Here is a 26,012-nt window from a genome sequence, read left to right as displayed (position 1 = left end):
CGGGCAAAGAGCCGCGCTTTTCATTGGTCTCCCAGCACGCGATCCGGCAGCGATGTGGCCCACGCTCTGTCCCCGTCATTGCGAGCGCAAGCGAAGCAATCCAGAGTCGTGGGCGGGACTCTGGATTGCTTCGCTTCGCTCGCAATGACGGAGGAAGGAGTGGGGTGACGCGAATCAGGAGGCCGGCGGTATCGGCCATGGCCGCTGCTCGCCGCGTAATCCCTCGAACGTCTTGGCCATCCCGAGCACGCCGACATCATCGAAGCGGCGGCCGACGATCTGCAGGCCGATCGGGAAGCCGTCGGGGTCGTAGCCGGCATTGACGGAGATCGCCGGGTTCTCCGACATGTTCCAGGGCACGGTGTAGGTGATGTGCTCGAACGGCCTCTCGGGATCGTTGACCGGCGAGGCGAACTCGGCGGGGAATTTCACGCCGGGCGAGACCGGCGAGATGATGTAGTCGTAGTCGCAGAACAGTCTTGCCGCGGCGGCGCGTAGCGCCATCGTGACGTTGAAGCCTCTGACGACTTCGACGCCGGAGAGCGCGGCGCCGCGTTCGGCCCAGCGCAGGATGTAGGGCAGGGTCTTCGCGCGCACCTCGGGCGCCAGCCGCGCCAGATCGTCCCACAGCCGTGCACGCCAGAAATTGTCGAGACCGTCGAGCATCTCGCGCGTCAGGAAGCCCTTGACCTCGCTGATCACGGCGCCGGCGTCCTCGAAGGCTTTCGCCGCAGCCAGGGTCGTCGCGCGCACCGGCTCCTCCAGTGGCTGGCCGACGCCGCCGAGATCGAGCATCAGGCCGATGCGCAGCTTGCGCACCGGCTTCTCCGTGACCTTCCAGTGCAGGTCCGACGGCGGCAGGCTGGTGCCGTCGCGGCGGTCGGGCTTGGACAGCACGCTCATCATCAGCGCGGCATCGTCGACGATGCGCGTCATCGGACCGGCGACGCGGCCGACATAAGGCGGGTCGATCGGCACGCGGCCGAAGCTCGGCTTCAATCCGACGAGGCCGCACCACGATGCGGGCAGCCGGATCGAGCCGCCGATGTCGGTGCCGACATGCAGCGGACCGTAGCCCGCGGCGGCTGCGGCGCCCGCACCGGCGCTCGAACCGCCGGGGTTCATGCGGAGATCCCATGGATTGCGCGTCAGCGGATGGAAGCTCGACAGGCCGGACGACAGCATGCCGTAATCGGGCATCGTGGTCTTGGCGAAGATGATCGCGCCGGCCTCGCGCAGCCGCGCCACCGGCGGCGCATCGGCGGCGAGCGGCGTGCGCGTGACGCTGGCTGCGCCGAGCGGCATCGGCTGGCCCTTGGTGGCGAGATTGTCCTTCACCGTCGCCGGTACGCCGTCGAGCACGCCGGCCGGCTCGTCATTGGCCCAGCGCGCGGTCGACGCCTCGGCCGCGGCCCGCGCGGCGTCGGCGTCGAGCAGATACAGCGCCTTGATGTGCGGCTCCCACGCCGCCACGTGCGCCAGGACCTCGTCCATCACCTCGGACGGCGAGAACTGGCGCGCGCGATAGCCGGCGATCAGGTCGACGGCGGAGAGATCGTGAAGCGAGGTGACGTCATCCGAGACGGGCTTGTGCATGCTGGTACTCCCACGCCGAAGTTCATCTCGATCTGCCGCCCGCTCATTGACGTATGTCAGTCGCGCTAGGCCGCCGGCAGCCGCGTCTCGATGATGCGGGCGAACATGCTGGCGCCGATCGGCAGGATCTTGTCGTCGAGCACGTAGCCGGGATTGTGCACCGGCACCGAGCCGTCATGGCCGACCCAGAAATAGGCGCCCGGAATCGTCTGCAGCATGTCGGCGAAATCCTCGCTGCCCATCTTCGGCGTCGAGCGGGTCAGCACCTTGGACGGCTCGACCACGGTGCGCGCGACCTGCTCGACGACCTTGGACTGCTCCTCCTGGTTCACCAGCACGCTGAACGTGTCGCGGATGTCTACGTCGATCTCGCAATTGAAGGCGGCCGCCATGCCGGCGCAGATCGCGCGCATGCGCTCGCGCACCAACGCGCGCACGGGGTCCGAGAACGCGCGCACGGTGCCGCACAGCCAGGCATCGCCGGGAATGACGTTGTAGGCCGAGCCGGCGTGGATCTGCGTAATCGAGACGACCGCGGCCTGCAGTGGCTCGACATTGCGGCTGACGATGGTCTGGATCGCCTGCGCCACGCTGGTCGCGATCACCACCGCATCCTTGGAACGCTCGGGCATGGCGCCATGAGCGCCGTAGCCGGAAATCCGGATGTCGAAGAAGTCGGCGCCGGCCATTGCCGGACCGGGCAGGATCGCGATCTCGCCGTGCTCCAAGTCCGGCGCGTTGTGCAGGCCGTAGAGCTCGTCGCAGGGAAACTTCTGGAACAGGCCGTCCTTGATCATCGCGCGTGCGCCGCCGAGGCCTTCCTCCGCCGGCTGGAAGATGAAGTGCACGGTGCCGTCGAAGTTGCGAGTCTCGGCGAGATAGCGCGCGGTGCCGAGCAGCATCGTGGTGTGGCCGTCATGGCCGCAGCCGTGGAAACGGCCGGGGATGGTCGAGCGCCACGGCAGGTTCGTGTTCTCCTCCATCGGCAGCGCATCCATGTCGGCGCGCAGGCCGATCTTCCTGCCGCTGTCGTTCTTGCCCTTGAGCACGCCGATCACCCCGGTGCCGCCGAGGCCGCGATGCACCTCGATGCCCCATTGCGCAAGCTTCTCGGCGACGATGCCGGAGGTGCGCGTCTCCTCGAAGCCGATCTCCGGATGCGCGTGCAGGTCGCGGCGGATGGCGGTGAGCTCGTCGGCGTAAGCCTGGATGCGATCGATGGTGGGCATGGAGCGTTTCCGTTGTCGGGTTAAGCTTCGAACGCCGGGCCGTTCGGCTTGAGGCGGATGCCCGGACGCAAGCTGGTCCAGGGCAGGGTGGAGGGATCGGCGGGCATCGCGCCGGGCGCGGCGCAGATCAGGAGATGTTCGGCGATCGGTTCGAAATCGGCGCGGAAATGCACCGAGCTCTTGTTGACCAGGATCGCCTGCGCGGTCGGCTCGATGCCGACGAAGCGGTACATCTCCTGGTCGGCAAGCTGGGACTTGTGCGAGGCCACGACGACGCGGACGTCGCCAATGCGCAAACACGCTGACGGTCCCATTTCCATCTTGCGGCCGCCGTAGAACGGGCCGGGTGCGACGAAGCGGCCGTCGGAGATCTTCTCGACGATGAAGCTCTCCTCGAACGGCGCATCGCCGGGAATGCCGCTCTTGCCGCCGAGCGACAGCGTCACGGTGGCCCCTTCGCCGGCCGCATGCGCGGCGATCGCCGCTTGCGGATCGTAGATCATGCCGATCGCGGCGCGGCTGGCGCGATTGCGCACCAGCGCGCGCAGCATGCCGGTCGTATCGGAATCGCCGCCCGCGCCGGGATTGTCCTGGGTGTCGGCGATCACGATCGGACGCGTCGCTGTCTTCGCCAGCGTCATCGCATGGCGCACGCCGTCATCGGGCGTGTAGATGCGGCCGTCGAAATCATCCTCGTGGCCCGCGACGATCGCCGCGATCGCATCCGCCGCGGCGTCCGCGTCGGCCTGCGTCCGGCCATAGGCGAACACGCTTGGGCCGCAATGCGCGAAATCGGCGGCGGGAAAGCCGGGCGCGAACGACAGCGTCGGCACCGCCTCGCTCTGCAGCGCCGCAAGCTTCTCGTAGATGCCCTTGGTCGGCTGGTCATTGGTGCACTGCCAGCTGATCGGGATCAGGAACGGCAATTGCCGGAAGGCTTTCGCCAGCGGCGTCTTTGCGCGCAGCAGCAGCGCGAGGTGCTCGGCGCTGGCGCGGCCGGTGTCGGCCATGTCGGTGTGCGGATATTTCCGGTAGGCGATCAGCGCATCGGCATGTGCCATCATCTCGGGGGTGACGTTGGCATGCAGGTCGAGGCTCGCGACGAGCGGCACGTTCGGGCCGATCACCTCGCGCACGCGCGCCAGGATCTCGCCTTCGCCGTCGTCGAGATGCTCCGTCACCATCGCACCATGCAGGTCGAGATAGACGCCGTCGAGCGGGCCGGCGGCCTTGATGCGGTCGACCATCACGCCCGTGATGCGCTCGAACGCATCCCTGGTGACATGCGCGGAGGGACTCGCCGCGCAGGCGATGGTGGGCACGACGTCCCAACCGTTGGCTTCCGCGACTGCCATGAAGCCGGCCTGGCCGGCATTGATGCCGCGCATCGTCGTGAGCACGGAGGCCGCATCGGCGATCGAGGCGCGGCCGCCGCCATGCATGAACGCGTCGTAGTCCGCTTTCGTCGGTGCGAATGTGTTGGTCTCGTGCAGAAAGCCGCCGATCGCGACGCGCGTCATTACTTCGCCTCAGGCCGTTGAACGTGTCATGACGTTAGACCGGCCCTCGCGGCGCAGGCAAGCGAAGGAGCGATGCCGTTTTGCATGCGGGCCACGATGACGGCGCGCCGGCCTGCACGGGCTCTCTCCGCGCGTCATTCCGGGGCATCGCGCGGCGATGAGCCCGGAATCCATACCCACAGACGGTCGTTGGGAAGCAGGCTGTCGACCACCCGATATCACCACACCCGCCTGTGGGTATGGATTCCGGGTTCGTGCTGCGCTCGCCCCGGAATGACAGCGGTGGGTGGCGCTGCTACGCCACCGCCTCCGCCACCGGCCGGAAGTTCGCGAAATCCCAGTTCCGTCCCGGCGCGGCCTCGAGCAGAGACTTGGTATAGGCCTCCTTCGGATGCGTCAGGATCTCGCCGGCCGGGCCCTGCTCGACGATGCGGCCCTTCTGCATCACGACGACGTCGTCGCAGATCTGCGCGGCGACGCGCAGGTCATGCGTGATGAACAGGATGGCGATGCCGAGCCGGCGCTGGATCTCGTCGAGCAGCTCCAGCACCTGCGCCTGCACCGAGACGTCGAGCGCGGAGACCGCTTCATCCGCCACCAGCACGTCGGGATCGAGCGCGAGCGCGCGCGCGATCGCGATGCGCTGGCGCTGGCCGCCGGAGAACTGGTGCGGATAGCGCGAGATCGCGTCCGCGGGCAGGCCGACCAGCTCGAGCAGCTCGCGCGCCCGCGCCATCGCCTTGTCATGCGAGGTGCCGTAGTTGACCGGTCCCTCGGCGATGCTCTCGCCGACGGTCAGCCGCGGGTTGAGCGAGCGGTAGGGGTCCTGGAACACGATCTGGATGCGCTTGCGGTGCGGCTGTAGCAGCCGGCGGGTCAGGATCGAGATCTCGTGGCCGGCGAGGCGGACGCCGCCGGAGGTCGGATCGATCAGCCGCACGATGCAGCGGGCCACGGTCGATTTGCCGGAGCCGCTTTCGCCGACGATGCCGAGCGTACGGCCCTTGCGCAGGGTGAGCGTGACGTTCTGCGCAGCGACGACTTCGCGCGCTTTGCCGAGGAACGAGCGCTCGCGATAGACCTTGCCGAGCTCGTTGGTCTCCAGCACCACCGGCTCGGTGCTCTCGGGCCGCGGCGGGCGTGGGATCAGGCTGGGCACGGAAGCGAGCAGGTTGCGCGTGTAGTCCATCTCGGGGCTGCGCAGGATCTTGTCGAGTGCGCCGGTCTCGACCAGGCGGCCCTGGCGCATCACCGAGACGCGGTCGGCGATCTCGGCGACGACGCCCATGTCGTGGGTGATGAACAGCACGGCGGTGCCGTGATCGCGCTGCAACTCGCGGATCAGCGAGAGGATCTGCTTCTGCGTGGTGACGTCGAGTGCGGTGGTCGGCTCGTCGGCGATCAGGAGTTTCGGCTCGAGCACCAGCGCCATCGCGATCATGATGCGCTGGCGCTGGCCGCCGGACAGGCGATGGGGATAGGAGCCGAAAATGCGCTCGACGTCGGGCAGGTGGACCTGCTCCATCATGTCGAGGATGCGCTTGCGCCGCGTCCGCGCATCGAGAGACGTATGCGCGCGCAGGACCTCGTCGATCTGGCGGCCCACCGGCACGACCGGATTGAGCGCGGTCATCGGCTCCTGGAAGATCATCGCCATCCGGGTGGCGCGCAGCTCGCGCAGCCGGCGATCGCTCGCGGTGAGCAGCTCTTCGCCGACCAGCTTGACGCTGCCGCCGACGGCATGAAGCGCGTTCTTCGGCAGCAGGCCCATCGTGGTCAGCGAGGTCACCGATTTGCCGGAGCCGCTTTCGCCGACGACGCAGAGCGTCTCGCCCTTTTCGACCTTGATCGAGACGCCGTCGATGATGCGCGGGCCGTTCGGGTTCTTCGTCTTGCCGACGGTGACGACGAGATTGTCGATGTCGAGGATGGTGTCGGTCATGTGTTCATTTCTCCAGCGTCATTGCGAGGAGCGAAGCGACGAAGCAATCCAGAGTTCCGGGCGTGGCCCTGGATTGCTTCGCTTCGCTCGCAATGACGAAAAGTGAGATGATCATCCGGGCTACGAAAGGCCGTCACTTGCCGGCCTCGCGCTGCTTCATGCGCGGGTCGAGCGCGTCGCGGGCGGCGTCGCCGATCAGGTTGATCGAGAGGATGGCGATCGACAGCAGCAGGCCCGGCCAGAAGATCAGCGACGGCTTGATCTGGAAGTAGGAGCGGCCCTCGGCCATGATGTTGCCCCAGGTCGGCGTCTCCGGGCTGATGCCGGCGCCGAGAAACGACAGGATCGCCTCGGTGAGGATCGCGGCGGCGCAGATGTAGGTGCCCTGGACGATCAGCGGCGCGATCGTGTTCGGCATCAGATGCCGCCACATGATCTTGGGCATCGACGTCCCCAGCGAAATCGCAGCTTCGACATAGGGCTCCTCGCGTGCCGTCAGCACGACCGAGCGGACCAGGCGCGCGACGCGCGGGATCTCGACGATGGTGATCGCGATCATCACGGTGCCGACGCTGGCGCCCGACAGCGAGACCACGGCGATGGCGAGCAGGATGCTCGGGATCGCCATCAGGCCGTCCATCACCCGCATCAGGATGGCATCGACCCAGCGGAAGAAGCCGGAGACGAGGCCGATCACCAGACCGATCGCGATCGAGATGATCGCGGCGCCGACGCCGACCAGCAGCGAGATGCGGCCGCCATAGATCGTGCGCGACAGCAGGTCGCGGCCATAGGCGTCGGTGCCGAGCAGGTGTTGCGCGCTCGACGGCTTGAGCCGCTGCGCCGGCGCGAGCAGCACGGGATCGTGCGGCGCCAGCAGCGGTGCGAGGATCGATATCAGCACGATGAGCGACAGGCAGACGGTCGCCACGGCGATGATCGGGGTCGAGGTGAGAAAGCCGAACCGGGGCCCCAGTCGCGTGGTGACCGGGATCGACGGCTCAGGGGTGGTGACGATCGCCATCGGAAAGGGCCTCAGTAGCGGATGCGTGGATCGAGCAGGGTGTAGGCGAGGTCGATCAGGAGATTGACCGCGAGATAGATGAAGGAGGTCAGAAGGATCATGCCCTGGATGACCGGATAGTCGCGCGCCAGCACGGCGTCGACGGTGAGGCGGCCGATGCCGGGCAGGTTGAACACGCTCTCGGTGACCACGACGCCGGAGATCAACAGCGCGAAGCCGGAGCCGATCACCGTGATGACGGGCACGGCCGCATTGCGCAACGCGTGGCGCAGCAGCACCGCGATCTCGCTGACGCCCTTGGCGCGCGCGGTGCGCACGAAGTCCTCGCCGAGCACGTCGAGCATCGCGGCGCGCGTCATGCGCGCGATCAGCGCGACGTAGATGAAGGACAATGCGCAGGTCGGCAGGATGATGCGCTCGAAGAACGGGCCGAAGCCGGCGCTGAGACTCTTGAAGCCCTGGACGGGGACCCAGCGCAGGTTGATCGCGAACAGCTGGATCAGGATGTAGCCGATGACGAACACCGGCACCGAGAAGCCGATCACCGAGAGCGCCATCACGAAACGATCGATCCAGGTGCCGTGCTTCCAGGCCGCGATGACGCCGAGCGGGACCGCGACGAGAATCGACAGGATGATGGTCGAGATCGCGACCGAGATCGACGGCTCGATGCGCTGGCCGATCATCTGCAGCACCGGCACCTTCGAGATCAGCGACACGCCGAGATCGCCATGCAGCAGCTGATTGATCCAGGTGATGAACTGGATGTAGAGCGGCTCGTTCAGTCCGAGCGTGGTGCGGATGCGCTCGAGCTGCTCAGGGGTCGCGTTGTCGCCGGCGAGAATCGCGGCGGGATCGCCCGGCGTCAGCCGCAGCAAGAGAAAGACGAACAGCGCCACCACGCCCATCACGGGGATGGATGCGAGGATGCGGCGAAGCAGATAACCGATCATCTTGAGAGAACCGCCTTCATGGTGCTGGGGCGACGCGCGCAACGTCGTGAGAGAGTGTGCATGTCACCGATATCCATCGCTTTCAAGGTCTCCGGTGTTCGCTCGTCCGCTCGTGCACGCGCGATGACACGGTGTTCGTGATCCGCGCGAACCGTCGCATTTGCGAACAATGTCGCAGCACTTTGCGGCGAACCCTGCGCGAAACTTTGCAAGCCGCATGCCATCATGCGCGCGCCGTGGAGCCGTTGTCTACTCACCGTCCTGGTCCCGGAAAATGAAACCGTGCTGCTGCGCAGCAGGCGGTGCGTAGCCGGGAGAGCGAAGCGACCCCGGGGTCTCGCGCTGCGGCGATGACCCCGCATGTCGCTGCGCTCATGCGGGCTACGAGATCTTGCCCGGAGGCAATCCTACGCCAGGGTCGCGAGCAGGCACGCCATCAGGCGGCCGCGCTCGGCGAGGCTGTCGATCTCGATGTGCTCGTTCAGGGTGTGCATGTCGGTGCCGCGCACCCCGAGGCCGTCGAGGGTCGGAATGCCGAGCGCGCCGGTAAAGTTGCCATCCGAGCCGCCGCCTGCCGAGCCGTGCGGCAGCGACAGGCCGAGCTGTTCGGCGATGCCGCGCGCCTTCTCGTACAGCGCCATGGTTCCGGAATCCGGCTCCCACACCGGCCGCGTCACGCCGCGCGTCACCTTGAAGGTCACGTCGTCGGTGGTGCCGGACAGCGCCAGCATCCGCTCCACGCCGCGGTCGAGATCGGCCTGCCGCTTCGCCATGCTGAGGGCTTCGCCGGTGGCGGTGGTGGCGACGCAGTTGACCCACTGGCCGCCATGCACGATGCCGACCGAGAAGGTGCAGTCCTCCGTCGTCATGCCGTCGATGGCGAGGATCTGTCGCGCCATTTCCCGGATCGCGGAACGGCCCGCGCCGAGCCGCGCTCCGGCATGGCTCGGACGTCCGATCGCCTCGAGATTGAAGCGGGCGATGGCATAGCGGCCGGTCACCACGCCGTTGTCCTGACGGCCCGGCTCGGGCACCAGCACGTATTTGTTGCGCTGCGCCTCGGCTTCGATGATGTCGCGGGTCGAGGGCGTGCCGACCTCCTCGTCCGGCGTGAACAGGATGGTGATCGGCAGCGGCGTCGCGATGGAAGCCTTGATCAGCTGGCGGATCGCTTCCAGCGTGAGATAGTTGCCGCCTTTCATGTCGCAGATGCCGGGCCCGTAGCATTTGTTGCCCTCGCGGCGCCAAGGCAGCCTGGCCAGCGTGCCGACGGGGTGAACGGTATCCATGTGGCCGGCGATCAGGATGCCCGGCTCACCCTGCCGCGGGTGCGGGAAGCGGGCGCGCACGCAGCCGGCGAAACCCTGGCGCCCGGCGATGCGCTCGATCGTCGCACCCAGGATGGCCATGTCGCGCGCGGCAAGATCCAGCATGCGCTCCACCGCGGCGGCGTCCCAGGTCGGACTTTCGCATTCGACCCAGCCGCGCAAGCCCTGCAGCATGATGTCGGTATCGAAGGGAAGATGGGCTGGATTCATTTGTGCTCTCTCAAGGCTTTGTCGCGATCTCATGACACGAGACGGAGTTGCGCACGTCTTGTAAAGCGAAAGCTACGCAGACGTTAACGGCATTCTCAGCCCAGGGCCGCATGCGCTGAATGCGGATTGACGCGAAAGGCGACGTCTGCAACTGTCGAAAGCTCGCGACTTACAGCATGTTAGTTCGCACAAGGATTGATCTGCACGCCCAACGAATGGTCTGGATCTGATGAGTTTCAGGTCAAGCCATCCACTCAGGAGACCTCGTAATGTTCCACAGCCCGCGCTGGAAACGTCTGACGCTCGCGACGAGCCTCGCCGTTTCCATGCTTTCGCTCTCGACGGCGCTGAGCACCCAGGCCATCGCAGCCGGCAAGAAGACGATCACGGCGGTGATGCATTCGGATCTGCGCGTCATCGATCCCGGATTCACGACGGCCTACATCACCCGCGACCATGGCTACATGGTTTATGACACGCTGCTGGCGACCGATTCGAATTTCAAGGTCCAGCCGCAGATGGCGGACTGGAAGGTCTCCGACGACAAGCTGACCTACACGTTCACCCTGCGCGACGGCCTGAAATGGCATGACGGCACGCCCGTGACCGCCGAGGACTGCGTCGCCTCGCTGAAGCGCTGGGGCCGCAATGACGGCATGGGCCAGAAGCTGATGGACTTCACGGCGAGCCTGGAGGCGCCGGATGCCAAGACCATCGTGCTCAAGTTGAAGGAGCCCTACGGACTCGTCCTGGAGTCGATCGCCAAGCCGTCCTCGCTGGTGCCGTTCATGATGCCGAAGCGTCTCGCCGAGACGCCGCAGGGCCAGCAGATTCCCGAGCAGATCGGCTCGGGCCCGTTCAAATTCGTCAAGGCGGAATTCCAGCCGGGCGTGAAGGCGGTGTACGAGAAGAACACCGACTACGTGCCGCGCAAGGAGCCGGCGAGCTGGACGTCCGGCGGCAAGGTGGTGAAGGTCGACCGCGTCGAGTGGATCACGATGCCTGACGCGCAGACCGCTGTGAACGCGCTGCAGTCCGGCGACATCGACTTCATGGAGAACCTTCCCTACGACATGCTGCCGGTGCTGGAGTCGAACTCCGAGCTCAAGATCGACGTGCTGAACAAGTTCGGCTACCAGACGCTCGGCCGCATGAACTTCCTCAACCCGCCGTTCGACAACGTGAAGGTGCGCCGCGCGGCCTTCCTCGCCCTGAACCAGAAGGACGTGCTCGACGCGCTGGTCGGCAACGAGAAGTACCAGAAGGTCTGCGGCGCCGTGTTCGTGTGCGGCACGCCGCTCGAGACCGACGTCGGTGCCGAGACGCTGATCAAGGGCAACGGCATGGCCGAGGCCAAGAAGGCGCTTGCCGAGTCCGGCTATGACGGCACGCCGATCGCGATCATGGCGCCGGGCGACGTCACCACCTTGAAGGCGCAGCCCGTGGTGGCGGCGCAGCTGTTGCGCGAGGCCGGCTTCAAGGTCGACCTGCAGGCCACCGACTGGCAGACGGTGGTGACGCGGCGCGCCAGCCAGAAGCCCGTGAAGGAGGGCGGCTGGAACATGTTCTTCACCAACTGGGTCGGCGCCGACGTCGCCAATCCCGTGGCGAACGTCTCGGTCGGCGGCCGCGGCACCAAGGGCGGCTGGTTCGGCTGGGCCGAGGATGCCGACATCGAGAAGCTGCGCGACGCCTATGCGCGGTCGTCCTCGCTCGACGAGCAGAAGAAGATCGCCACCGAAATCCAGAAGCAGAACTACGAGAAGGTGATCTACATCCCGCTCGGACAATATCTGCTGCCGAGTGGCTGGCGCAAATCGCTGACCGGCGTGCTCGACGGCCCGGCGACGCCGGTGTTCTGGAATGTCGACAAGAGCGAGTAGGCGGCGGACGCACTCGTGACGCAAACAAAGACGCGGCGAAGTGGAGACTTCGCCGCGTCTCTTTTTTGTTCCTGCATTCGCCCGTGCGTTAGCGCCCTTCAGCAGTGCGGATCGCGCACGGCTTCGAGACCCTCGACCATCAAGGGTGGGCTGATCTGATCCTGGGACGGGTTCTTATCGGTGCGGATCGGCATGGCCGGATGTCGGCTGTCCCGCGGCTTGGTGACTTCATTCGGCATCATCAGGCTCCTTGCTGCTGCGCATAACGGACGAGGCGCAGCCGAGTTCCAGATGGCGGGACGCCATCGTCGGCAGTCACGATGTGTGCAGCCGCGTGGTGCGGTGACCCATGCGTCCGTGGCGATTGACCTCCGATGGAACTGCTGCAAGTCTCCCTCGCCGAGACTGTTTGCTGAGCGTTCGCAGACGCGACGCAGGACGCCTCGTCAGGCCTTGATCGGTATCGGGGCCCTCGGATGGAAGCCCACGTCAAGAGAGATCGCATGTCACATACTCCGCGCCGGACCGCATCCGCGCTCGTTTCATGGTTCGTCGCCTCGGTCATGGCCGTGTCGATGGCGGGCGTGACGACCCAGGCCCTCGCCGCCGGCAAGAAGACGATTACGGCGGTGATGCATTCGGATCTGCGCGTCATCGATCCCGTGTTCACGCCGGCCTACATCACGCGCGACCACGGCTACATGGTATACGACACCCTGCTCGGGACCGACGCCAAGTTTCAGGTCCAGCCGCAGATGGCAGAGTGGACGGTCTCGGACGACAAGCTGACCTACACCTTCACCTTGCGCGACGGCCTGAAGTGGCACGACGGCGCGCCGGTCACCGCCGAAGATTGCGTCGCCTCGTTGAAGCGCTGGAGCCGCAACGACAGCATGGGCCAGAAGCTGATGGAGGCCACGGCCTCGCTCGAGGCCACCGATGCCAAGACCATCACCTTGAAGCTGAAGGAGCCGTACGGCCTGGTGCTGGAGTCGATCGGCAAGCCGTCCTCCTACGTACCGTTCATGATGCCGAAGCGTTTGGCCGAGACGCCCGCGAACCAGCAGATCTCGGAGCAGATCGGCTCCGGACCGTTCAAGTTCGTCAAGGCGGAATTCCAGCCGGGCGTGAAGGCGGTGTATGAGAAGAACACCGACTACGTGCCGCGCAAGGAGCCGCCGAGCTGGACGGCCGGCGGCAAGGTGGTGAAGGTCGACCGCGTCGAGTGGGTCTCGATGCCCGATGCGCAGACGGCCGTCAACGCGCTGCAGGCCGGCGACATCGACTTCATGGAATTCCCGCCGCTCGATCTCGAGCCGGTGCTATCAGCCAATCCCGATCTTTCGATGAACGTGCTGAACAAGTTCGGCTACCAGACCTTGGGACGCATGAACTTCCTGTTTCCGCCGTTCGACAATGTGAAGATCCGCCGTGCGGCGTTCCTGGCGCTGAACCAGAAGGATGTGCTCGACGCGCTCGTCGGTAACGCCAAGTACTACACGATCTGCGGCGCCGTGTTCGGCTGCGGCACGCCGCTCGAATCCGACATCGGCTCGGAGACGCTGGTGAAGGGCAACGGCATGGAGCAGGCCAAGAAGCTGCTGGCCGAGGCCGGCTATGACGGTACGCCCGTCGTGATCCTCGCGCCGGGCGATGCGATCACCCTGAAGGCGCAGCCGGTGGTCGCCGCGCAGCTGTTGCGCGAGGCCGGCTTCAAGGTCGATCTGCAGACGACGGACTGGCAGACCGTGGTGACGCGGCGTGCCAGCCAGAAGCCGCCCAAGGAGGGCGGCTGGAACATGTTCTTCACCAACTCGGTGATCGCCGACTCCGGCAATCCGATCGGCAGCACCTTCGTCGGCGCACGCGGCCAGAAGAGCCCGTTCGGCTGGCCCGACGATCCCAAGATGGAGGAGCTGCGCGACGCCTTCGCCAAGGCCACGAAGCCGGAGGACCAGAAGCGGATCGCCGCCCAGATTCAGCAGGAGGTCTACGACCAGGTGATCTACGTGCCGCTCGGCCAATGGTTCATGCCGAGCGCCTGGCGCAAATCGATCACCGGCGTCCTGGAAGGGCAGGCCGTGCCGGTGTTCTGGAACGTCGACAAGAGCGAGTGACGAGATGTCGGCCGCGGCCCGTAGCCGCAGCCCGGATGAGCGATAGCGACATCCGGGTTCAAACGCGCTGTGGAGGAGACCCGGATGTCGCTATCGCTCATCCGGGCTACACGACTGCCGACGGGGCCGGCTCTCTCGCCGTCATTCCGGGGCATCGCGCAGCGATGAGCCCGGAATCCATATCCACGCGCCGTCATGTGGCGAAGACAAGCGCCACTGCCATCTCACACCACACCCTGTCCTGTGGCTATGGATTCCGGGCTCGTGCTGCGCACGCCCCGGAATGACGCGAGGATGGAGTGACGTGACGTCGGCAGCAGCCTCGTAGCTATGAGGCCCTGATCTCGTCCAGCGCCGCCAACACCTCGCTGGAAGCGACCTCGACCCTGCCGATCTCGTTGAGCGCTTCATCGATGCGCCCTGAGCTGAACAGGCGCGCGGCTTCCTTGCCGTGGCGGTGCACCGCCTCGTGAGGGCGTTCGAGGTTGCGAAATGCCGGATCGCCGGCCAGACGCTGGCCGCCTTCGCCATAGTACCATTTGCCGAGCCGGCACGTGTGATGATCGGAGAGCTCGTCGGCGCGAAGTTGCAGCCGGCCGACCGACATGTCCACCAGCCGCTTCTTCCAGATCACGTGATCGGCCTTGGCCAATCTCACCACCTGGTTGTCGAGCGAGAGCTTGGCGATCTCGCCCAGCATCTTGCCGACCTTTGCGTCCGTCTTGCCCATGGTGTCCGCGAGCGACATCACCTCGTTGGCATTGGCGGTCGCGAGATCGGCGATGATGGTGATGCCCTGCGCGACCTCGTCGGTTGCGGCGGACTGCTCGGCGAGAATGCCGGAGATCTCATCCATCTTGGTGCTGACCACCGCGGTCCGGGTGCCGGCCTGATCGATCGCCTGCGCCAGATCGTTCATCTCGGACATGCCGACCTCGACCGCCTTGGCGCCGCCGGCCATGGCCTCGACGATGCCGCTCATCTCGGCTTGCAGCCGCTCGATACGACCCTTGATGTCCTCCGTCGCCTTGGTGGTCTGCTGCGACAGGTTCTTGACCTCGGCGGCGACCACCGCGAAGCCCCTGCCGAATTCGCCGGCGCGCGCCGCCTCGATGGTGGCATTGAGTGCCAGCAGGTTGGTCTGGTTGGCGATCGCGTCGATGGTGCCGACGATGGATCCGATCTCGGCGGAGGCGGCGCTGAGATCGGCGATCTTCGCCGAGGTGTCGCGCACGGAGCTGGCGATGCCGTTCATCGTCTGCAACGTCCGTTGTACCGCGGTCACGCTGTTCTCGACGGCTTGGCGCGTCGCGGCAGCCTCGGCAGCGGCTTCGGTCGACGTCGACCGGATGGTGTGCACGGAGGCCTGCATCTCCACCGATGCGGCAGCGAGACTCTGACAGCGTTCGGACTGATTGTTGGAGGCGTCGATCAGGCGCGCCGCGCTGATCGAGGCTTCGTTGCTGTTGATGCAGATGTCGACGACGGAATCGAGATCCTGGGACGCGCGGGCCGCGAGCGCAGTGCCGAGACGATGGATGGCCTCGATCAGTTGCGGCTTGAGCTGGGCGCGCAGCGCGGCAGCATCGACGCCTCCGATATCGCGATTGAGCTTGCCGTCCGCCCAGTCACCGAGGCACTGCGCCAGCGCGTCCTGGAAGGCGTCGTGTGCGGAGGTGTCGGACGCAAGCGGGGCGTCCGATGGTTCGTTCTTTCGGCGGAATCCCAGCATCGTGCCTCTCATTGATGGCGAGCCCCGGCCAGCCTGAGCGACGTCGCACAACCCGCCCGGACGCCGGCAACCGTTGGTTCCACCCTGGTTCGGTTATGGTTAATGGCGGGTTTCTCCTTGCAACCGGCGGTGGCGAGATCTGCAGGGATCGGGGCTCTCGCGTTCTCCGGCCTGCCGCCTTGACGTTTATGTAAGTAGTGGCTTACAGTAAGCCATGACTTACGGAACGACACTGAATGTGCTGGCGGACCCGACGCGGCGGGAGGTGTTCGAACGGCTGCGCGGTGGACCGCGGCCGGTCCATGCGATCGCGGCCGGGATGCCGGTGTCGCGGCCGGCGGTCTCGCAGCATCTGAAGGTGCTGAAGGATGCCGGGCTGGTCGAGGAACGCAGCGAAGGCGTGCGCCGCATCTACGCGTTGCGCCGTGAGGGGTTGGCCGAGCTGCGCGACTGGCTCGACAGCTTCTGGGACGACGCGCTGCTCGCCTTCAAGATCGAGGCGGAGCGCACGCATCGACAGACGAAAGGGGGGATCGATGAGTGAGGGGGCCGTGATCGCGCCGGTGCGGAAGCTCGTCCATGTCCGGGCGCCGATCGATCATGCGTTCGACGTGTTCACGCGCGGCCTGACGCGCTGGTGGCCGCATACGCATGGGGTCGGCCGCAAGCCGATCGAGAAGGTGATGCTGGAGCCGAAGCTCGGCGGCCGCTGGCTCGAGATCGCCGAGGACGGCACGGCGACCACGGTCGCGACCATCACGCTATGGGAGCCGCCGCATCGCTTCGTCATGCTGTGGCAGATCGATGCGCAGTGGAAGCCGGACGCGGCGATGCGCTCGGAGGTCGATGTGCAATTCGTTGCCGAGGGCCCGGACGTGACCCGCGTCGAGCTGCTGCACCACAAGTTCGAAACCATGGGCCGCGAGGCCGGCGCGTCGATGCGGCGGGATGTCGACGGCGGCTGGCCGGGGCTGCTGCAGCGCTTCGTAGCCGAGGCCGAGCGGCCGCCGGCGTCATCATGAGCAGTTCATCATCTGCGTGAGGGAGATCGTGATGTCCGAGTTCGTCGTCCATTCCGTGCCGGGGAGCCCGTTCGGGCGCAGCGTGCTGATCGCGCTGGAGGAGAAAGGCGCGCCGTATCGGCTCGCGGCGCTGGCGCCGGGCGACTCCAAGGGCGCGGCGCATCTGGCGCGTCATCCCTTCGGGCGCGTGCCGGTGCTCGCGCATGACGGCTTCGTGTTGTACGAGACCCAGGCGATCCTGCGCTATCTCGATCGTGTGCTGCCCGAGCCGGCCCTGACGCCCGCGGATGTCAGGCAGGCCGCGCGCATGGACCAGGTGATGAACGTCAGCGACTGGTACCTGTTCCAGGGCGTGTGCAACGTCATCCTCTTCCAGCGCATCGTCGGTCCGCAATTCTTCGGCACGACCACCGATGAGGCCGCGATCGCACGCGCGATGCCGCAGGCGAGAACTGTCATCGCCGAGTTGTCGCGGCTGCTCGGCGAGCAGCCGTTCATGGTCGGCGATCATCTGTCGCTGGCCGATCTGCAGGCCGCGCCGCAGGCGAGCTTCCTGTCGTTGACGCCGGAATGGGCGGAGCTGACCGCCGGCCATCCCAACCTCGTCGCCTGGATCGAACGGCTGGAGGCGCGACCGAGCTTCAAGTCCACCACCATGGCGGAGCTGACGGCGCGAGCGCAGGCGGCGTAGGCGCGTGCGGCGTCAATGATGCTTCGGGTGAGATCCAAAGCCCAAGCGAGCGATCGCGCTGCGACGGCCGTCGGCATGGATACGCGACTTTCAGCCGCGTGATTAATCCAGGTTATATCGCGGCGGGCCGGTTCCATTTTAGCTGCGACGTAGGTCGAAGGGCCTCGGCATCCGCCGCCCCCGATCGACCGCCACAGCGTCCCGATGACCGAATGACGAAGCCGGGTCGGCGGGACGGATTGGACGCAAGCGCGCGCACCCCTTGATGCTGCGATCAGAACCCGATCTCCCCGGCTGCTGCGTCTCCTGCACCCACGTCGATTCCGGATTCTGTGCCGCGCTTTTCAAGGCCTGCCGGGAGCAGTCGGCCCTGCCGCGGCTCCATCAGCAGTTCTTCACCGTCCGGGCCGGCCAGCAGATCAAATGCCAGAGCGAGGCGCGCGACGATGTGCTCGTGCTCTGCAGCGGCTGGGCATTCCGTTACATCCAGTTGTCGGATGGCGGCCGCCAGATCCTGCGCTTCCTGCTGCCGGGCGACATCTTCTCGCCGGCGGCGATCTTCGCCAAAGGCATGAGCTTCTCGGCCAAGGCATTGACCCAGGTCCAGGTCAGCCGGCTCGATGGCGAGGAGGTCCGCAAGCAGTGCCGCGCCGACGAGCTGGTCATGATGGAGGTGTTCCGCTCTCTCGGCGACAACGGCCGGGCCTCCTACGAGCTCATCACCGTGCTCGGCCAGCGTCCGGCCGAGCGTCGGATCGCGCATCTGCTGCTCAGCCTGATGCGGCGCGTCGCGGTGGACGGTGTGGTCCGGCACCACCGCTATCCGTTTCCCTTGAAGCAGCAGCACATCGCCGACGCCGTCGGCCTGACCTCGGTCCATGTCAGCCGCGTGCTCGCGCTGTTTCGCGATCGCAAGATCCTGACGATCTCGGAGGGCAGGCTGGAGGTTACCGATCTCGCCGAGCTCGAGCGGCTGGCGGCGTTGAACTGAGCCGGGCAGGGCGGTCAAGGAAGGTGAGCATAGCTGGTGCGGACGGTGGGACTCGAACCCACACGACGTTGCCATCGAGGGATTTTAAGTCCCTTGCGTCTACCCGTTCCGCCACGTCCGCCCTATTGATTTCCATAGCTTTTTCGTTCCAGGCCGGCAAATGTTTTCCAATCGAACCCTTGCGTTTTCCATTTCGGTTACAAAACCCGTTCACGCCTTGTCCTGACCGTATTTGATCCTGCTGAATGCCCGGATGATGTTCTGCTCGGCCTCGACGTGCCGGGTATAGTGGGCGCCCATGCGTTCAGACTCGTCGCCGATCAGATCGGCCACCTCGCGGGTGTTGGCGCCGTTGCGCCTCCACCAAGCAGCGTAGGACACGCGCAGACCGTGCAGCGTGGTGCCGGCGCCAATGTGGCCGGCGCGCTCCCGGTCGCGCAGCCAGTGGCTCACCCGGGTCTGCATCTCCTTCTCGGACGGCCACACCGTCCCGTCGTCGCGGACAGCGATCAGCCCGTCCGCCCGCTGCACCTTCAGCTCGCCCATGAAGGCCTGCAACTCGGGCAGCACCGGTAGGTTCACGAATTTGTCGTTCTTGCGCGCCTTGTAACGTGCGAGGAACAGGCAAATCTTGATTTCGAGCGGAGCGTTCTCGCGCGCGAATTGCCACTCCCACTCGCGGTTGCGTTGGGATCGGCCTTGTGGGCCTTCTCGACCAAGAATTTCCGGTCTTTGCGGAAGAAGCGCGAGCGCGTTCCGGCATATTCGAACGCTGTATCGTTGAAGTCGCCGCGGACCGACGTGTCGTTCGCGTGATCCATAGCGTGGCGATGTTGCGAGCTTTGCCATAGCCCTGTCTCCGCCTGATGGCAGCCGCTGCACGCTTGGCTGCCGACAAAGCTCAGCTCTGCTACGCTGGTCGGCTGAGACGAGGTATCCGGCGTCTTGAACCAGGACAGCCCGCTTGCAAGCAGAGGAAACAGCGCACCCGACCCGATTGCCAACAGCGCGGCAGTCCGCAAGCGGAATGTTGGCGCGGAGCGTTGAGCAGGAGTCGAAGGGCTTGTTCAGGCCGGGCCGTCGCGGTGGCCTTCTGACGCCCGCGCCTCTTCCGAGACCTCTTCGTCACATCCGATCACCCCTCGACTGCCCTGGAAGACTTACACGCGCAGGTCGTTGTCGTGAAGTGCAATTCGGGTTTCGCGGGCGAGGTCGATGAGAGAAGCGCAGAACGTCAGCAGCGCAGCCATGAACAGCAGCGCCACGCCATATTCGTGGGCAACATCGAACAGGGCGCTGATGAAGGCAACGATGATGATGAGGGCGGTGAGGATCGCAGAAAGGATGGAGCAGAACAGCGACCTGTTCAGGAGCGAAGCCCGGTGCCGCAGCCGGGGAATATCCGTCTTGAGGTAAGCCTTTGAAGCATCATCATCGGTGATGCCGTGAAGGAACTGGGCCCGGTCGACCACACGGTTGATGCGGGAAATAAGAACCGAGATGAAGGACGCGACGGCTCCCAGCAGGAAAGCCGGGGCCGCCACGTTGCCGATGATCCGTGCCAGTTGGTCGATTGAAGGCGTTACCGGCACCAACTGGATTACACTGTCCATCTCCTCGCGCAGTCCTTGCAAGTTCTTCAGGTGTCGCGAACACGCCGGACGGGCGGGATCTTGAACGTCCCGTCCTTAAGGGCAGTCTTGGGCTGATAGACCCTGACGCTGAGATTGAATGGCAGGCTCGGCGGACACGGAAGCCAATTCGTTTCCTTGTCGGCGCCTGGTGATTGCGCCTGGATGTAGATATCGAGCGAGCCGTCTGGATTGTATTTGATCGGCATCGCCGAAGTTATGCCGTAGCGGTTGATCGCGTTCCGAACATAGAAATTCTCGCGATAGGGCGAGACCGACCAGACCCCAGCTTCGGATGGGAATATCTCGTCCTTCTCCAGATGGAGAACATACTTCGCCGCGCCGTCCAGCACGTTGCCGTCGCCATCGACAAAGGCGGTTGGATAGACCGCATCGTCCGATGTCAGCGCCCCCAATCCAAACCAGGCGATGAATGCCCGCGTGGTGTAGTCGGTACCGAAGCGACCGATATTCAGCGCGCCCTGCCAGCCGTTGACGGTCGGCGCAGTGTAGGGGCCTGTTTCCAGCTTGTACCAGACCTCGGCCGGCGCCCGGTTGATCCCCCGCAGAACGGCCGGATCGAGCTTGGACGGTTCAAAGTCCTTGCCGACCTCGATCCCGATGCGCTTGAGCTTGTCGATAGTCTTGGCGTCGTCAGGGTAAGGCGGGTTGTCCTTCAACGCAGCGGCGAGGCGCTTGAAGAACATCTCGCCGGTCATGAGCCGCACCTGATCGTACGGCGTCGCCGTTGTATCGACACTGGTGTCGATCGGCACATCGGAGGGTGGCGTGTAGGACTTGCCCCAGGCGCTGAGCGGCGTCAGTTGCAATTCATCCTGCAGCTTGTTGATTGCAACGAACTCCTTGGGGCTGTCGCATGCGATCTGGACCAGAACAGATGCGTAGCGGGTCGTCGAACGGAACGTTTGCTTGATGCCATTGGGCGCAACACCGTTCCATTTGGGGCCGGCGATCAGGAAGTTTCCGGCGCCAGTTCCGGTCGTCCGACTGCCCGCCGAGGCGAAATCGTCGGTCCACATGTTGAGCGCCTGCATGATGATGTATCGCCCCTGAGTGTCAGGCTGAGAATAGACGAACGGCTCCTTGTCCAGGTCGATGAATGAAAACGCCCAGAGGGAGTTGACGCTGATGCGGACGCAGTCTTTGAAATCCGGATCGACATAAGTCCGCATCCTGCCGAACTGGTTGACAGGCGCTTTATACTGTTCGGACTTCGACGTGGCCGTCATCACCGCTCGGGTTGCGTCCATCATGACAAGCGGAAAGCCGTAGACATAGCATTCCAACGCAAGAACATACGCCAGTTCTTCCTCGACATCGCCCTTCAGGTCGCCGAGTGCGCGCAGCAGCGGGCCGGCCGCCTCGCTTCTTGTGGATGACAAGGCTGTGCCCAGCCCGGCACCGAGTGCGGTCGTGAGCAGGCAGCGGCGATGAAGCGAAATGCCTTCCTGTCCAGCAGATGAACTCATGAGCGATCTCCTTTTCATTAGCGTGCCGCTCGACCCATATTTGACCTAAGCTCGAAACGTCCCGTCTTTCGGTCGCAAGCCGTGGAAGAGGGAGACCACCGCAGATGACGCCCGGAACATATCGGGTTCTGAGAGTGGGGAGCTTTTTGCTCCCCACTGCTTTGCTGGGAATGACCAGGCTAGTCGTTTGCTTTGGTCGCGGCCTTCTGCATGGCTTTGAGATCTTCCTCAGCCAACTGTTCCGGCTTGATGTTGTAGGTCAGTTTGTCGATCTTGCCGGTGAATCGGAATGGCAGCGTATAGCTATCATCGACCGCGGTGCGGGTATCGAGCCCAACGTCCATGGATTCATCGATCGCCATCATGAATGGAATCGTGTGTTCCATTTTTTGTTGCGACAGCACTCGGCCGTCAACCGAAAGGACACCGCTGCCGCCTTTGCCGAGTCCGGGTCCATCGTATTTGAAGTCGAAGACGATCTTGTGCTTACCCGGACTGAGCGCCTGGCCCAGCCAGTCATCGGCTCCAACGCCGCCCTCCCAGCGGTAACGTTTGAGATTGAGAAGATTGTAGACGAAGACTGGTTTACCCTTGAGCAGGTAAAGGCCGTAGCCACCGAACCTCCCGCCCATTGTAGCGATCATCCCTTCGGCACCGCCACTGGGCACGGTGATCTCGGCTGTGATCGTGTAGTCCCTGTTCAGGAGGCTGGGAGCATTGGCAATCGGAATGTCAGCGTTCTCACCGACATAGGTGAACTCCGTTCGCCCTGCCGTCCCACTCGGCCGCGGCGTGAGAAGTCGCGGGAGCACCGAGTTATCCAGCGGAAACACCTGGTACCTGCTCGCCTCCGCCGCAAACACCGCCTGCAGTTCCTTGAGCTTCTCGGGATTCGTCGCCGCAAGGTCGTCCGCCTGCGAGAAGTCCTCGGCAAGGTTGTAGAGCTCCCACTTGTACTGCTCGACCGGCGGCAGCGGCTTCGTGCCGACAAGCCACGGCGGCTCGGGTGGTGTGGTCGCGGCGTACCAGCCTTCGTGGTAAATGCCGCGGTTGGCGAACATCTCGAAGTACTGGGTCGTGCGCTTCGACGGTGCGTTGGCATTTGCCTTGTCGAACGTGTACGCCATGCTAACGCCTTCAATGGGCTTCTGCTTGATGCCGTCGACCATGTCGGGCGCCTTGATGCCGGCCGCCTCAAGGATTGTGGGCACGATGTCGATCACGTGATGAAACTGGGGGCGAATGCCTCCGACATCGTTGATGTGGCCGGGCCACGAGATAGCCATACCCTGCCGCGTCCCACCGAAATGCGACGCGATCTGCTTGGTCCACTTGAAGGGCGTGTCGAACGCCCACGCCCACGGCACGGCCATGTGCGGATAGGTCTGGTCCGAACCCCAGGATTCGTAATATCGAAGATACTCGACCTCCGGCAAATCGAGCACGCCATTGGCGACCGTCAGCCAGTTTGGCGTACCCATCATCGAGCCTTCCGAACTCGTGCCGTTGTCGCCGTTGATGTAGATGATCAACGTGTTGTCGAGCTTGCCCATGTCTTCGACGGCCTGGATCACCCGGCCGATCTCATCGTCGACATAGGCGGTATAGGCCGCGAACACGTCGGCCTCGCGAATGACGATCTTTTTCTTCACCTCCGAGAGCGAATCCCACTTCGGCAAGACGTCCGGCCACGGCGTGAGCTGCGTGTTTGCGGGAATCACGCCCAATCGCTTCTGGTTGGCGAAGATCTGGTCTCGCAACTTCTCCCAGCCCTGGTCGAACAGGCGCATCTTGCTGATCTTGTCGATCCATTCCTTGGTTGGCTGGTGCGGGTCATGGGTTGCGCCAGGTACGTAGTAGACGAAGAACGGTTTCTCGGGCGCCGCGGCGTCAAGTTCCTTCATGTAACGGATCGCGTCGTCCGCCATGTCGGTGATCAGGTTGTAGCCCTTCTTCCCGACCCACGGGTAAACGGGGGTGTGGTCGCGGAACAGGTACGGCGTCCACTGGTCGGTCTCGCCACCCATGAAGCCGTAGAAGTACTGGAAGCCCATCCCGCTCGGCCATTGGTCGAACGGACCGGCCGCGCTGTATTGGAAGGACGGCGTGTTGTGGTTCTTGCCGAACCACGATGTGGCATATCCGTTGTCGCTCAGAATCCGGCCGATAGTCGCGTTCTCCGGACCGATGACCGAGTCATAGCCCGGATATCCAGTCGCCAGTTCGCTGATCTGGCCGAAGCCGACCGAGTGATGGTTGCGACCGGTGATCAGAGCCGCTCGCGTCGGCGAGCAGAGCGCCGTCGAGTGGAATTGGGTGTAGCGCAGGCCATTCTTGGCGATGCGATCGAGCGTTGGCGTTGGGATCACCCCGCCGAATGTGCTCGGCACGCCATAACCGGAATCGTCGGTCATGATCAGCAGAACGTTCGGCGCACCTTTACGCGGCACGACCGTCGGAGGCCACCACGGCTTCGAGGTCTTCGCATCCTCCGTGATCGTGCCGCCGAATTTCGGCGGTGGCGGTGGAAGCTGGTCGCCCGGAATGGTGATGGTCGCGGCCGGGGAGCCGAGCGGCGGCGTAGTCGGTTGCGCTTGCTGTGCAAACGCGGGGGCGGATATCGCCGACGTCAAAAACAATATGGAAGCAATCGCACGAAAATTCATCGCAGGCCCTCCCCAAGAGGTGCGCGCAACCGCGCAGATGCTTGTGATCCTCTAGGACGGCGCAAGGAGCGACGTTGACGCAGATCAACCCACGCGCGAAGGCGCCTAGGGCAGATGCGATCGCCTGGCTGTGCTAACCAGCGGGGCACGCTCATCTATTGTATTATTGTATGGACCTGCCGATGTCTCACGCCGGTCAGGCATCTGCAAAGAACCATCAAATATCGAAGAAATATTGAAGAGCAGGACACGCGCACACGTTCGGCATCGTGCTGCACCGAACAAGTCGAATAACGGACCTTGAGCGAAATCAATGGGGAACATTTTCTGAGTCTCAAACCGTCAAGGGCAAGCTTTCCTGGTCTTCCTGGATCGACAGCGATACGCTATGCTCGCTTACAAGCTCAATCATCCCGTCGTCGGCGCCGCGCTCGCGATCACCTTGATTGCAGTTTCGTTGGTTTCTTGGCAGAAGCTTTCTGCGAAGCATCGGCTTGCGATCAAGAGCGATCGTCTCGAGTAGGGCAATCGTCTTGACCTGGGAGATGGCTGTGCGGAGACAGCGTGGCCCTATGGATGTAGCTGGCAACTGCCTCCTGAAAGACGAGAAACCAAAAGGCACTTTCCCAAGCGGCGACAAGGTTTGTCTTGGTTTCTCTCATGATCACGCGCGAGGCTGTCCTGTCTCTTAGAGAGCCGCGTGAATTTCCCTAGGAACAAACAAGCAATTCTTTGCTAAGCGGCGGACCAGGGCGACACTGTGCTTCACTTGCAACATCCGGTTGCAAATTGTTCCCTGTCATCGTGACGGCTATCGCCCGGCGCAGTACGGCCTGTCATACTGTCAGCATCATGCTCGTCACTCACTATGAGCGAGGGTCGTGGTTCGGCAGGAGATTGCCATGAGAATGACGAGGGCGCTTGGCGCTATTGCATTTGCGACCATTGCATCAGTACCGACGATTGTCTCGGCAGATGAGAGCGGCATCAGCTTTTGGATTCCGGGCACATTCGGTAGCCTTGCCGCCACGCCTCAGCAGCCCGGTTGGTCGGCTGCGTCAATTTACTATCATACCTCAGTGTCTGCCGGCAGGGACGTGGCGCGCGCTCGTGAGATCCAGATCGGCCGTATTCCTGCGAATCTGACAGCTACCTTGAACGCAAACGTCAATGCGAACGTCGATCTTGGCCTGCTGAACGCGACCTACGTCTTCGCGACACCGGTTCTCGGTGGTCAGGCGTCTGCAAGCTTGATCGGAATCTACGGCGCAAATACAACCTCGCTCAATGGATTGGTGACGGGCTCGCTTTCAACACCGGGCGGCTCAATTCCGTTCTCGCGCTTTGATTCCGTCAGCGATTCCATCACTGGCTTCGGCGATTTGATCCCCCAATTCGCACTGCGCTGGAACGCGGGCGTCAACAACTACATGACCTACGTGATGGGTGACATCCCTGTCGGCGCTTACCAGTCCACGCGCCTCGCCAATATCGGGATCGGGCATGGGACGATCGATGCGGGCGGCGGCTACACCTATTTCAATCCACAGAGCGGACATGAACTCTCCGGCGTGCTAGGCTTCACCTACAATTTCACAAATCCTGACACGCAGTATCAAAGCGGCGTCGACATGCACTTCGACTGGGGCGCTTCGCAATTCCTGAGCAAGCAGGTCCAGATCGGGCTGGTGGGCTACGTCTACAAGCAACTTGGCTGCGATAGCGGCTCCGGCGATCGCGTCGGCTGCTTCCGCTCGCAGGTCGCGGGTGTCGGCCCGCAGGTCGGGTTTATCTTCCCGGTCGGTGACATGCAAGGCTACCTCAACTTCAAGGCCTACAAGGAATTTGCCGCGGAAAACCGGCCTGACGGCTGGAACGCCTGGGTGACGTTTGTCATCTCGCCGGCAGCACCAACGCCGACCGCGCCACCGAGGCGGATGATAACGAAATAAGGCTTTGATGAGCCGTGGCGGCCCAGCTCCCGCCC

At 64.3% G+C, this 26,012-nt stretch carries 20 protein-coding genes and 1 tRNA gene; 7 read left to right on the top strand and 14 right to left on the bottom strand.

The annotated features are described in order from the left end of the window. Positions 1-174 precede the first annotated feature (174 nt). From ACQR0W_RS00700 to ACQR0W_RS00670, 7 genes are all read right to left on the bottom strand, one after another. The gene (locus ACQR0W_RS00700) at positions 175-1,596 is read right to left on the bottom strand and encodes an amidase (protein WP_316164474.1); all 1,422 of its coding nucleotides are present in this window, start codon (positions 1,594-1,596) and stop codon (positions 175-177) included. Positions 1,597-1,661: 65 nt separating this feature from the next. Further along, positions 1,662-2,825 carry a M20 aminoacylase family protein gene (locus ACQR0W_RS00695; protein ID WP_315780672.1) on the bottom strand — a complete coding sequence of 388 codons (1,164 nt, stop codon included), beginning with the start codon at positions 2,823-2,825 and terminating at the stop codon, positions 1,662-1,664. A 20-nt stretch (positions 2,826-2,845) separates the two neighbouring features. Next, on the bottom strand, positions 2,846-4,345 hold the full coding sequence (locus tag ACQR0W_RS00690; RefSeq protein WP_315749427.1) for a M81 family metallopeptidase: 1,500 nt from the start codon (positions 4,343-4,345) through the stop codon (positions 2,846-2,848). 295 nt (positions 4,346-4,640) lie between these two features. Continuing rightward, positions 4,641-6,287: an ABC transporter ATP-binding protein gene (locus tag ACQR0W_RS00685; protein WP_315714712.1), complete on the bottom strand. Its 1,647-nt coding sequence runs from the start codon at positions 6,285-6,287 to the stop codon at positions 4,641-4,643. Positions 6,288-6,420: 133 nt separating this feature from the next. Then, on the bottom strand, positions 6,421-7,311 hold the full coding sequence (locus ACQR0W_RS00680; protein WP_315714711.1) for an ABC transporter permease: 891 nt from the start codon (positions 7,309-7,311) through the stop codon (positions 6,421-6,423). Between the two features lie 11 nt (positions 7,312-7,322). After that, positions 7,323-8,264, bottom strand: a complete 942-nt coding sequence (locus ACQR0W_RS00675) for an ABC transporter permease (RefSeq protein ID WP_315714710.1) — start codon at positions 8,262-8,264, stop codon at positions 7,323-7,325. A gap of 407 nt (positions 8,265-8,671) precedes the next feature. Next, the gene (locus tag ACQR0W_RS00670) at positions 8,672-9,802 is read right to left on the bottom strand and encodes a M20/M25/M40 family metallo-hydrolase (RefSeq protein WP_316170263.1); all 1,131 of its coding nucleotides are present in this window, start codon (positions 9,800-9,802) and stop codon (positions 8,672-8,674) included. A gap of 269 nt (positions 9,803-10,071) precedes the next feature. On the opposite strand from ACQR0W_RS00670, the gene ACQR0W_RS00665 reads away from it, so the two are divergent. Further along, complete coding sequence (locus tag ACQR0W_RS00665) at positions 10,072-11,685, top strand: ABC transporter substrate-binding protein (RefSeq protein WP_315749432.1); 1,614 nt, start codon at positions 10,072-10,074, stop codon at positions 11,683-11,685. A gap of 98 nt (positions 11,686-11,783) precedes the next feature. On the opposite strand, the gene ACQR0W_RS00660 is transcribed toward ACQR0W_RS00665, so the two are convergent. After that, complete coding sequence (locus tag ACQR0W_RS00660; RefSeq protein ID WP_315714707.1) at positions 11,784-11,924, bottom strand: hypothetical protein; 141 nt, start codon at positions 11,922-11,924, stop codon at positions 11,784-11,786. Positions 11,925-12,188: 264 nt separating this feature from the next. Between ACQR0W_RS00660 and ACQR0W_RS00655 the strand changes: the two genes are divergently transcribed. Then, positions 12,189-13,802, top strand: coding sequence for an ABC transporter substrate-binding protein (locus ACQR0W_RS00655; RefSeq protein ID WP_315826241.1), 1,614 nt, complete (start codon positions 12,189-12,191; stop codon positions 13,800-13,802). Positions 13,803-14,130: 328 nt separating this feature from the next. Here ACQR0W_RS00655 and ACQR0W_RS00650 read toward each other — a convergent pair whose 3' ends face one another. Then, positions 14,131-15,534: a methyl-accepting chemotaxis protein gene (locus ACQR0W_RS00650; protein WP_316170262.1), complete on the bottom strand. Its 1,404-nt coding sequence runs from the start codon at positions 15,532-15,534 to the stop codon at positions 14,131-14,133. A gap of 214 nt (positions 15,535-15,748) precedes the next feature. Between ACQR0W_RS00650 and ACQR0W_RS00645 the strand changes: the two genes are divergently transcribed. The 4 genes from ACQR0W_RS00645 (at position 15,749) to ACQR0W_RS00630 (ending at position 18,238) form a co-directional block, all read left to right on the top strand. Continuing rightward, positions 15,749-16,078, top strand: coding sequence for an ArsR/SmtB family transcription factor (locus ACQR0W_RS00645; protein ID WP_315714704.1), 330 nt, complete (start codon positions 15,749-15,751; stop codon positions 16,076-16,078). After that, on the top strand, positions 16,071-16,556 hold the full coding sequence (locus ACQR0W_RS00640; protein ID WP_315826239.1) for an SRPBCC family protein: 486 nt from the start codon (positions 16,071-16,073) through the stop codon (positions 16,554-16,556). Before ACQR0W_RS00645 ends, ACQR0W_RS00640 begins: the two co-directional genes overlap by 8 nt. Positions 16,557-16,587: 31 nt before the next feature. Continuing rightward, positions 16,588-17,247 (top strand): glutathione S-transferase family protein, encoded by a 660-nt coding sequence (locus ACQR0W_RS00635; protein WP_316170261.1) that lies wholly within the window; start codon positions 16,588-16,590, stop codon positions 17,245-17,247. Between the two features lie 265 nt (positions 17,248-17,512). Next, positions 17,513-18,238, top strand: coding sequence for a Crp/Fnr family transcriptional regulator (locus ACQR0W_RS00630; RefSeq protein WP_315826237.1), 726 nt, complete (start codon positions 17,513-17,515; stop codon positions 18,236-18,238). A 34-nt stretch (positions 18,239-18,272) separates the two neighbouring features. Here the strand turns inward: ACQR0W_RS00630 and ACQR0W_RS00625 are convergent. The 5 genes from ACQR0W_RS00625 to ACQR0W_RS00605 all read right to left on the bottom strand — a co-directional run bounded on the left by ACQR0W_RS00625 (position 18,273) and on the right by ACQR0W_RS00605 (position 24,025). Then, positions 18,273-18,359 (bottom strand) — tRNA-Leu (locus ACQR0W_RS00625). Between the two features lie 89 nt (positions 18,360-18,448). Next, positions 18,449-19,087 (bottom strand): hypothetical protein, encoded by a 639-nt coding sequence (locus ACQR0W_RS00620; protein WP_316170260.1) that lies wholly within the window; start codon positions 19,085-19,087, stop codon positions 18,449-18,451. A gap of 311 nt (positions 19,088-19,398) precedes the next feature. After that, positions 19,399-19,851, bottom strand: coding sequence for a DUF2721 domain-containing protein (locus ACQR0W_RS00615; RefSeq protein ID WP_315826231.1), 453 nt, complete (start codon positions 19,849-19,851; stop codon positions 19,399-19,401). Between the two features lie 26 nt (positions 19,852-19,877). Then, a complete protein-coding gene (locus ACQR0W_RS00610) occupies positions 19,878-21,359 on the bottom strand; it encodes a DUF1254 domain-containing protein (protein ID WP_316170259.1) in 1,482 nt (493 codons plus the stop codon). Between the two features lie 179 nt (positions 21,360-21,538). Continuing rightward, positions 21,539-24,025 carry an arylsulfatase gene (locus ACQR0W_RS00605; protein ID WP_316170258.1) on the bottom strand — a complete coding sequence of 829 codons (2,487 nt, stop codon included), beginning with the start codon at positions 24,023-24,025 and terminating at the stop codon, positions 21,539-21,541. Positions 24,026-24,933: 908 nt separating this feature from the next. On the opposite strand from ACQR0W_RS00605, the gene ACQR0W_RS00600 reads away from it, so the two are divergent. Then, positions 24,934-25,977 carry a SphA family protein gene (locus ACQR0W_RS00600; RefSeq protein ID WP_315714978.1) on the top strand — a complete coding sequence of 348 codons (1,044 nt, stop codon included), beginning with the start codon at positions 24,934-24,936 and terminating at the stop codon, positions 25,975-25,977. Positions 25,978-26,012 lie beyond the last annotated feature (35 nt).

Source organism: Bradyrhizobium sp. HKCCYLRH1034 (genome assembly GCF_051168375.1).
Classification (GTDB): Bacteria; Pseudomonadota; Alphaproteobacteria; order Rhizobiales; family Xanthobacteraceae; genus Bradyrhizobium.
The sequence above is the reverse complement of the archived record's forward strand: the minus strand, read 5'-3'. Positions and strand labels throughout refer to the sequence as shown.

What these genes read in the sequence shown, in the direction of transcription:
- ACQR0W_RS00640 (WP_315826239.1), top strand. Translation starts at nt 16,071, where the DNA reads ATGAGTGAGGGGGCCGTGATCGCGCCGGTGCGGAAGCTCGTCCATGTC.
- ACQR0W_RS00600 (WP_315714978.1), top strand. Translation starts at nt 24,934, where the DNA reads ATGACGAGGGCGCTTGGCGCTATTGCATTTGCGACCATTGCATCAGTA.
- ACQR0W_RS00615 (WP_315826231.1), bottom strand. Translation starts at nt 19,851, where the DNA reads ATGGACAGTGTAATCCAGTTGGTGCCGGTAACGCCTTCAATCGACCAA.
- ACQR0W_RS00630 (WP_315826237.1), top strand. Translation starts at nt 17,513, where the DNA reads ATGCTGCGATCAGAACCCGATCTCCCCGGCTGCTGCGTCTCCTGCACC.
- ACQR0W_RS00610 (WP_316170259.1), bottom strand. Translation starts at nt 21,359, where the DNA reads ATGAGTTCATCTGCTGGACAGGAAGGCATTTCGCTTCATCGCCGCTGC.
- ACQR0W_RS00680 (WP_315714711.1), bottom strand. Translation starts at nt 7,311, where the DNA reads ATGGCGATCGTCACCACCCCTGAGCCGTCGATCCCGGTCACCACGCGA.
- ACQR0W_RS00700 (WP_316164474.1), bottom strand. Translation starts at nt 1,596, where the DNA reads ATGCACAAGCCCGTCTCGGATGACGTCACCTCGCTTCACGATCTCTCC.
- ACQR0W_RS00605 (WP_316170258.1), bottom strand. Translation starts at nt 24,025, where the DNA reads ATGAATTTTCGTGCGATTGCTTCCATATTGTTTTTGACGTCGGCGATA.
- ACQR0W_RS00620 (WP_316170260.1), bottom strand. Translation starts at nt 19,087, where the DNA reads ATGGCAAAGCTCGCAACATCGCCACGCTATGGATCACGCGAACGACAC.
- ACQR0W_RS00660 (WP_315714707.1), bottom strand. Translation starts at nt 11,924, where the DNA reads ATGCCGAATGAAGTCACCAAGCCGCGGGACAGCCGACATCCGGCCATG.
- ACQR0W_RS00650 (WP_316170262.1), bottom strand. Translation starts at nt 15,534, where the DNA reads ATGCTGGGATTCCGCCGAAAGAACGAACCATCGGACGCCCCGCTTGCG.
- ACQR0W_RS00655 (WP_315826241.1), top strand. Translation starts at nt 12,189, where the DNA reads ATGTCACATACTCCGCGCCGGACCGCATCCGCGCTCGTTTCATGGTTC.
- ACQR0W_RS00690 (WP_315749427.1), bottom strand. Translation starts at nt 4,345, where the DNA reads ATGACGCGCGTCGCGATCGGCGGCTTTCTGCACGAGACCAACACATTC.
- ACQR0W_RS00635 (WP_316170261.1), top strand. Translation starts at nt 16,588, where the DNA reads ATGTCCGAGTTCGTCGTCCATTCCGTGCCGGGGAGCCCGTTCGGGCGC.
- ACQR0W_RS00645 (WP_315714704.1), top strand. Translation starts at nt 15,749, where the DNA reads ATGACTTACGGAACGACACTGAATGTGCTGGCGGACCCGACGCGGCGG.
- ACQR0W_RS00665 (WP_315749432.1), top strand. Translation starts at nt 10,072, where the DNA reads ATGTTCCACAGCCCGCGCTGGAAACGTCTGACGCTCGCGACGAGCCTC.
- ACQR0W_RS00685 (WP_315714712.1), bottom strand. Translation starts at nt 6,287, where the DNA reads ATGACCGACACCATCCTCGACATCGACAATCTCGTCGTCACCGTCGGC.
- ACQR0W_RS00675 (WP_315714710.1), bottom strand. Translation starts at nt 8,264, where the DNA reads ATGATCGGTTATCTGCTTCGCCGCATCCTCGCATCCATCCCCGTGATG.
- ACQR0W_RS00670 (WP_316170263.1), bottom strand. Translation starts at nt 9,802, where the DNA reads ATGAATCCAGCCCATCTTCCCTTCGATACCGACATCATGCTGCAGGGC.
- ACQR0W_RS00695 (WP_315780672.1), bottom strand. Translation starts at nt 2,825, where the DNA reads ATGCCCACCATCGATCGCATCCAGGCTTACGCCGACGAGCTCACCGCC.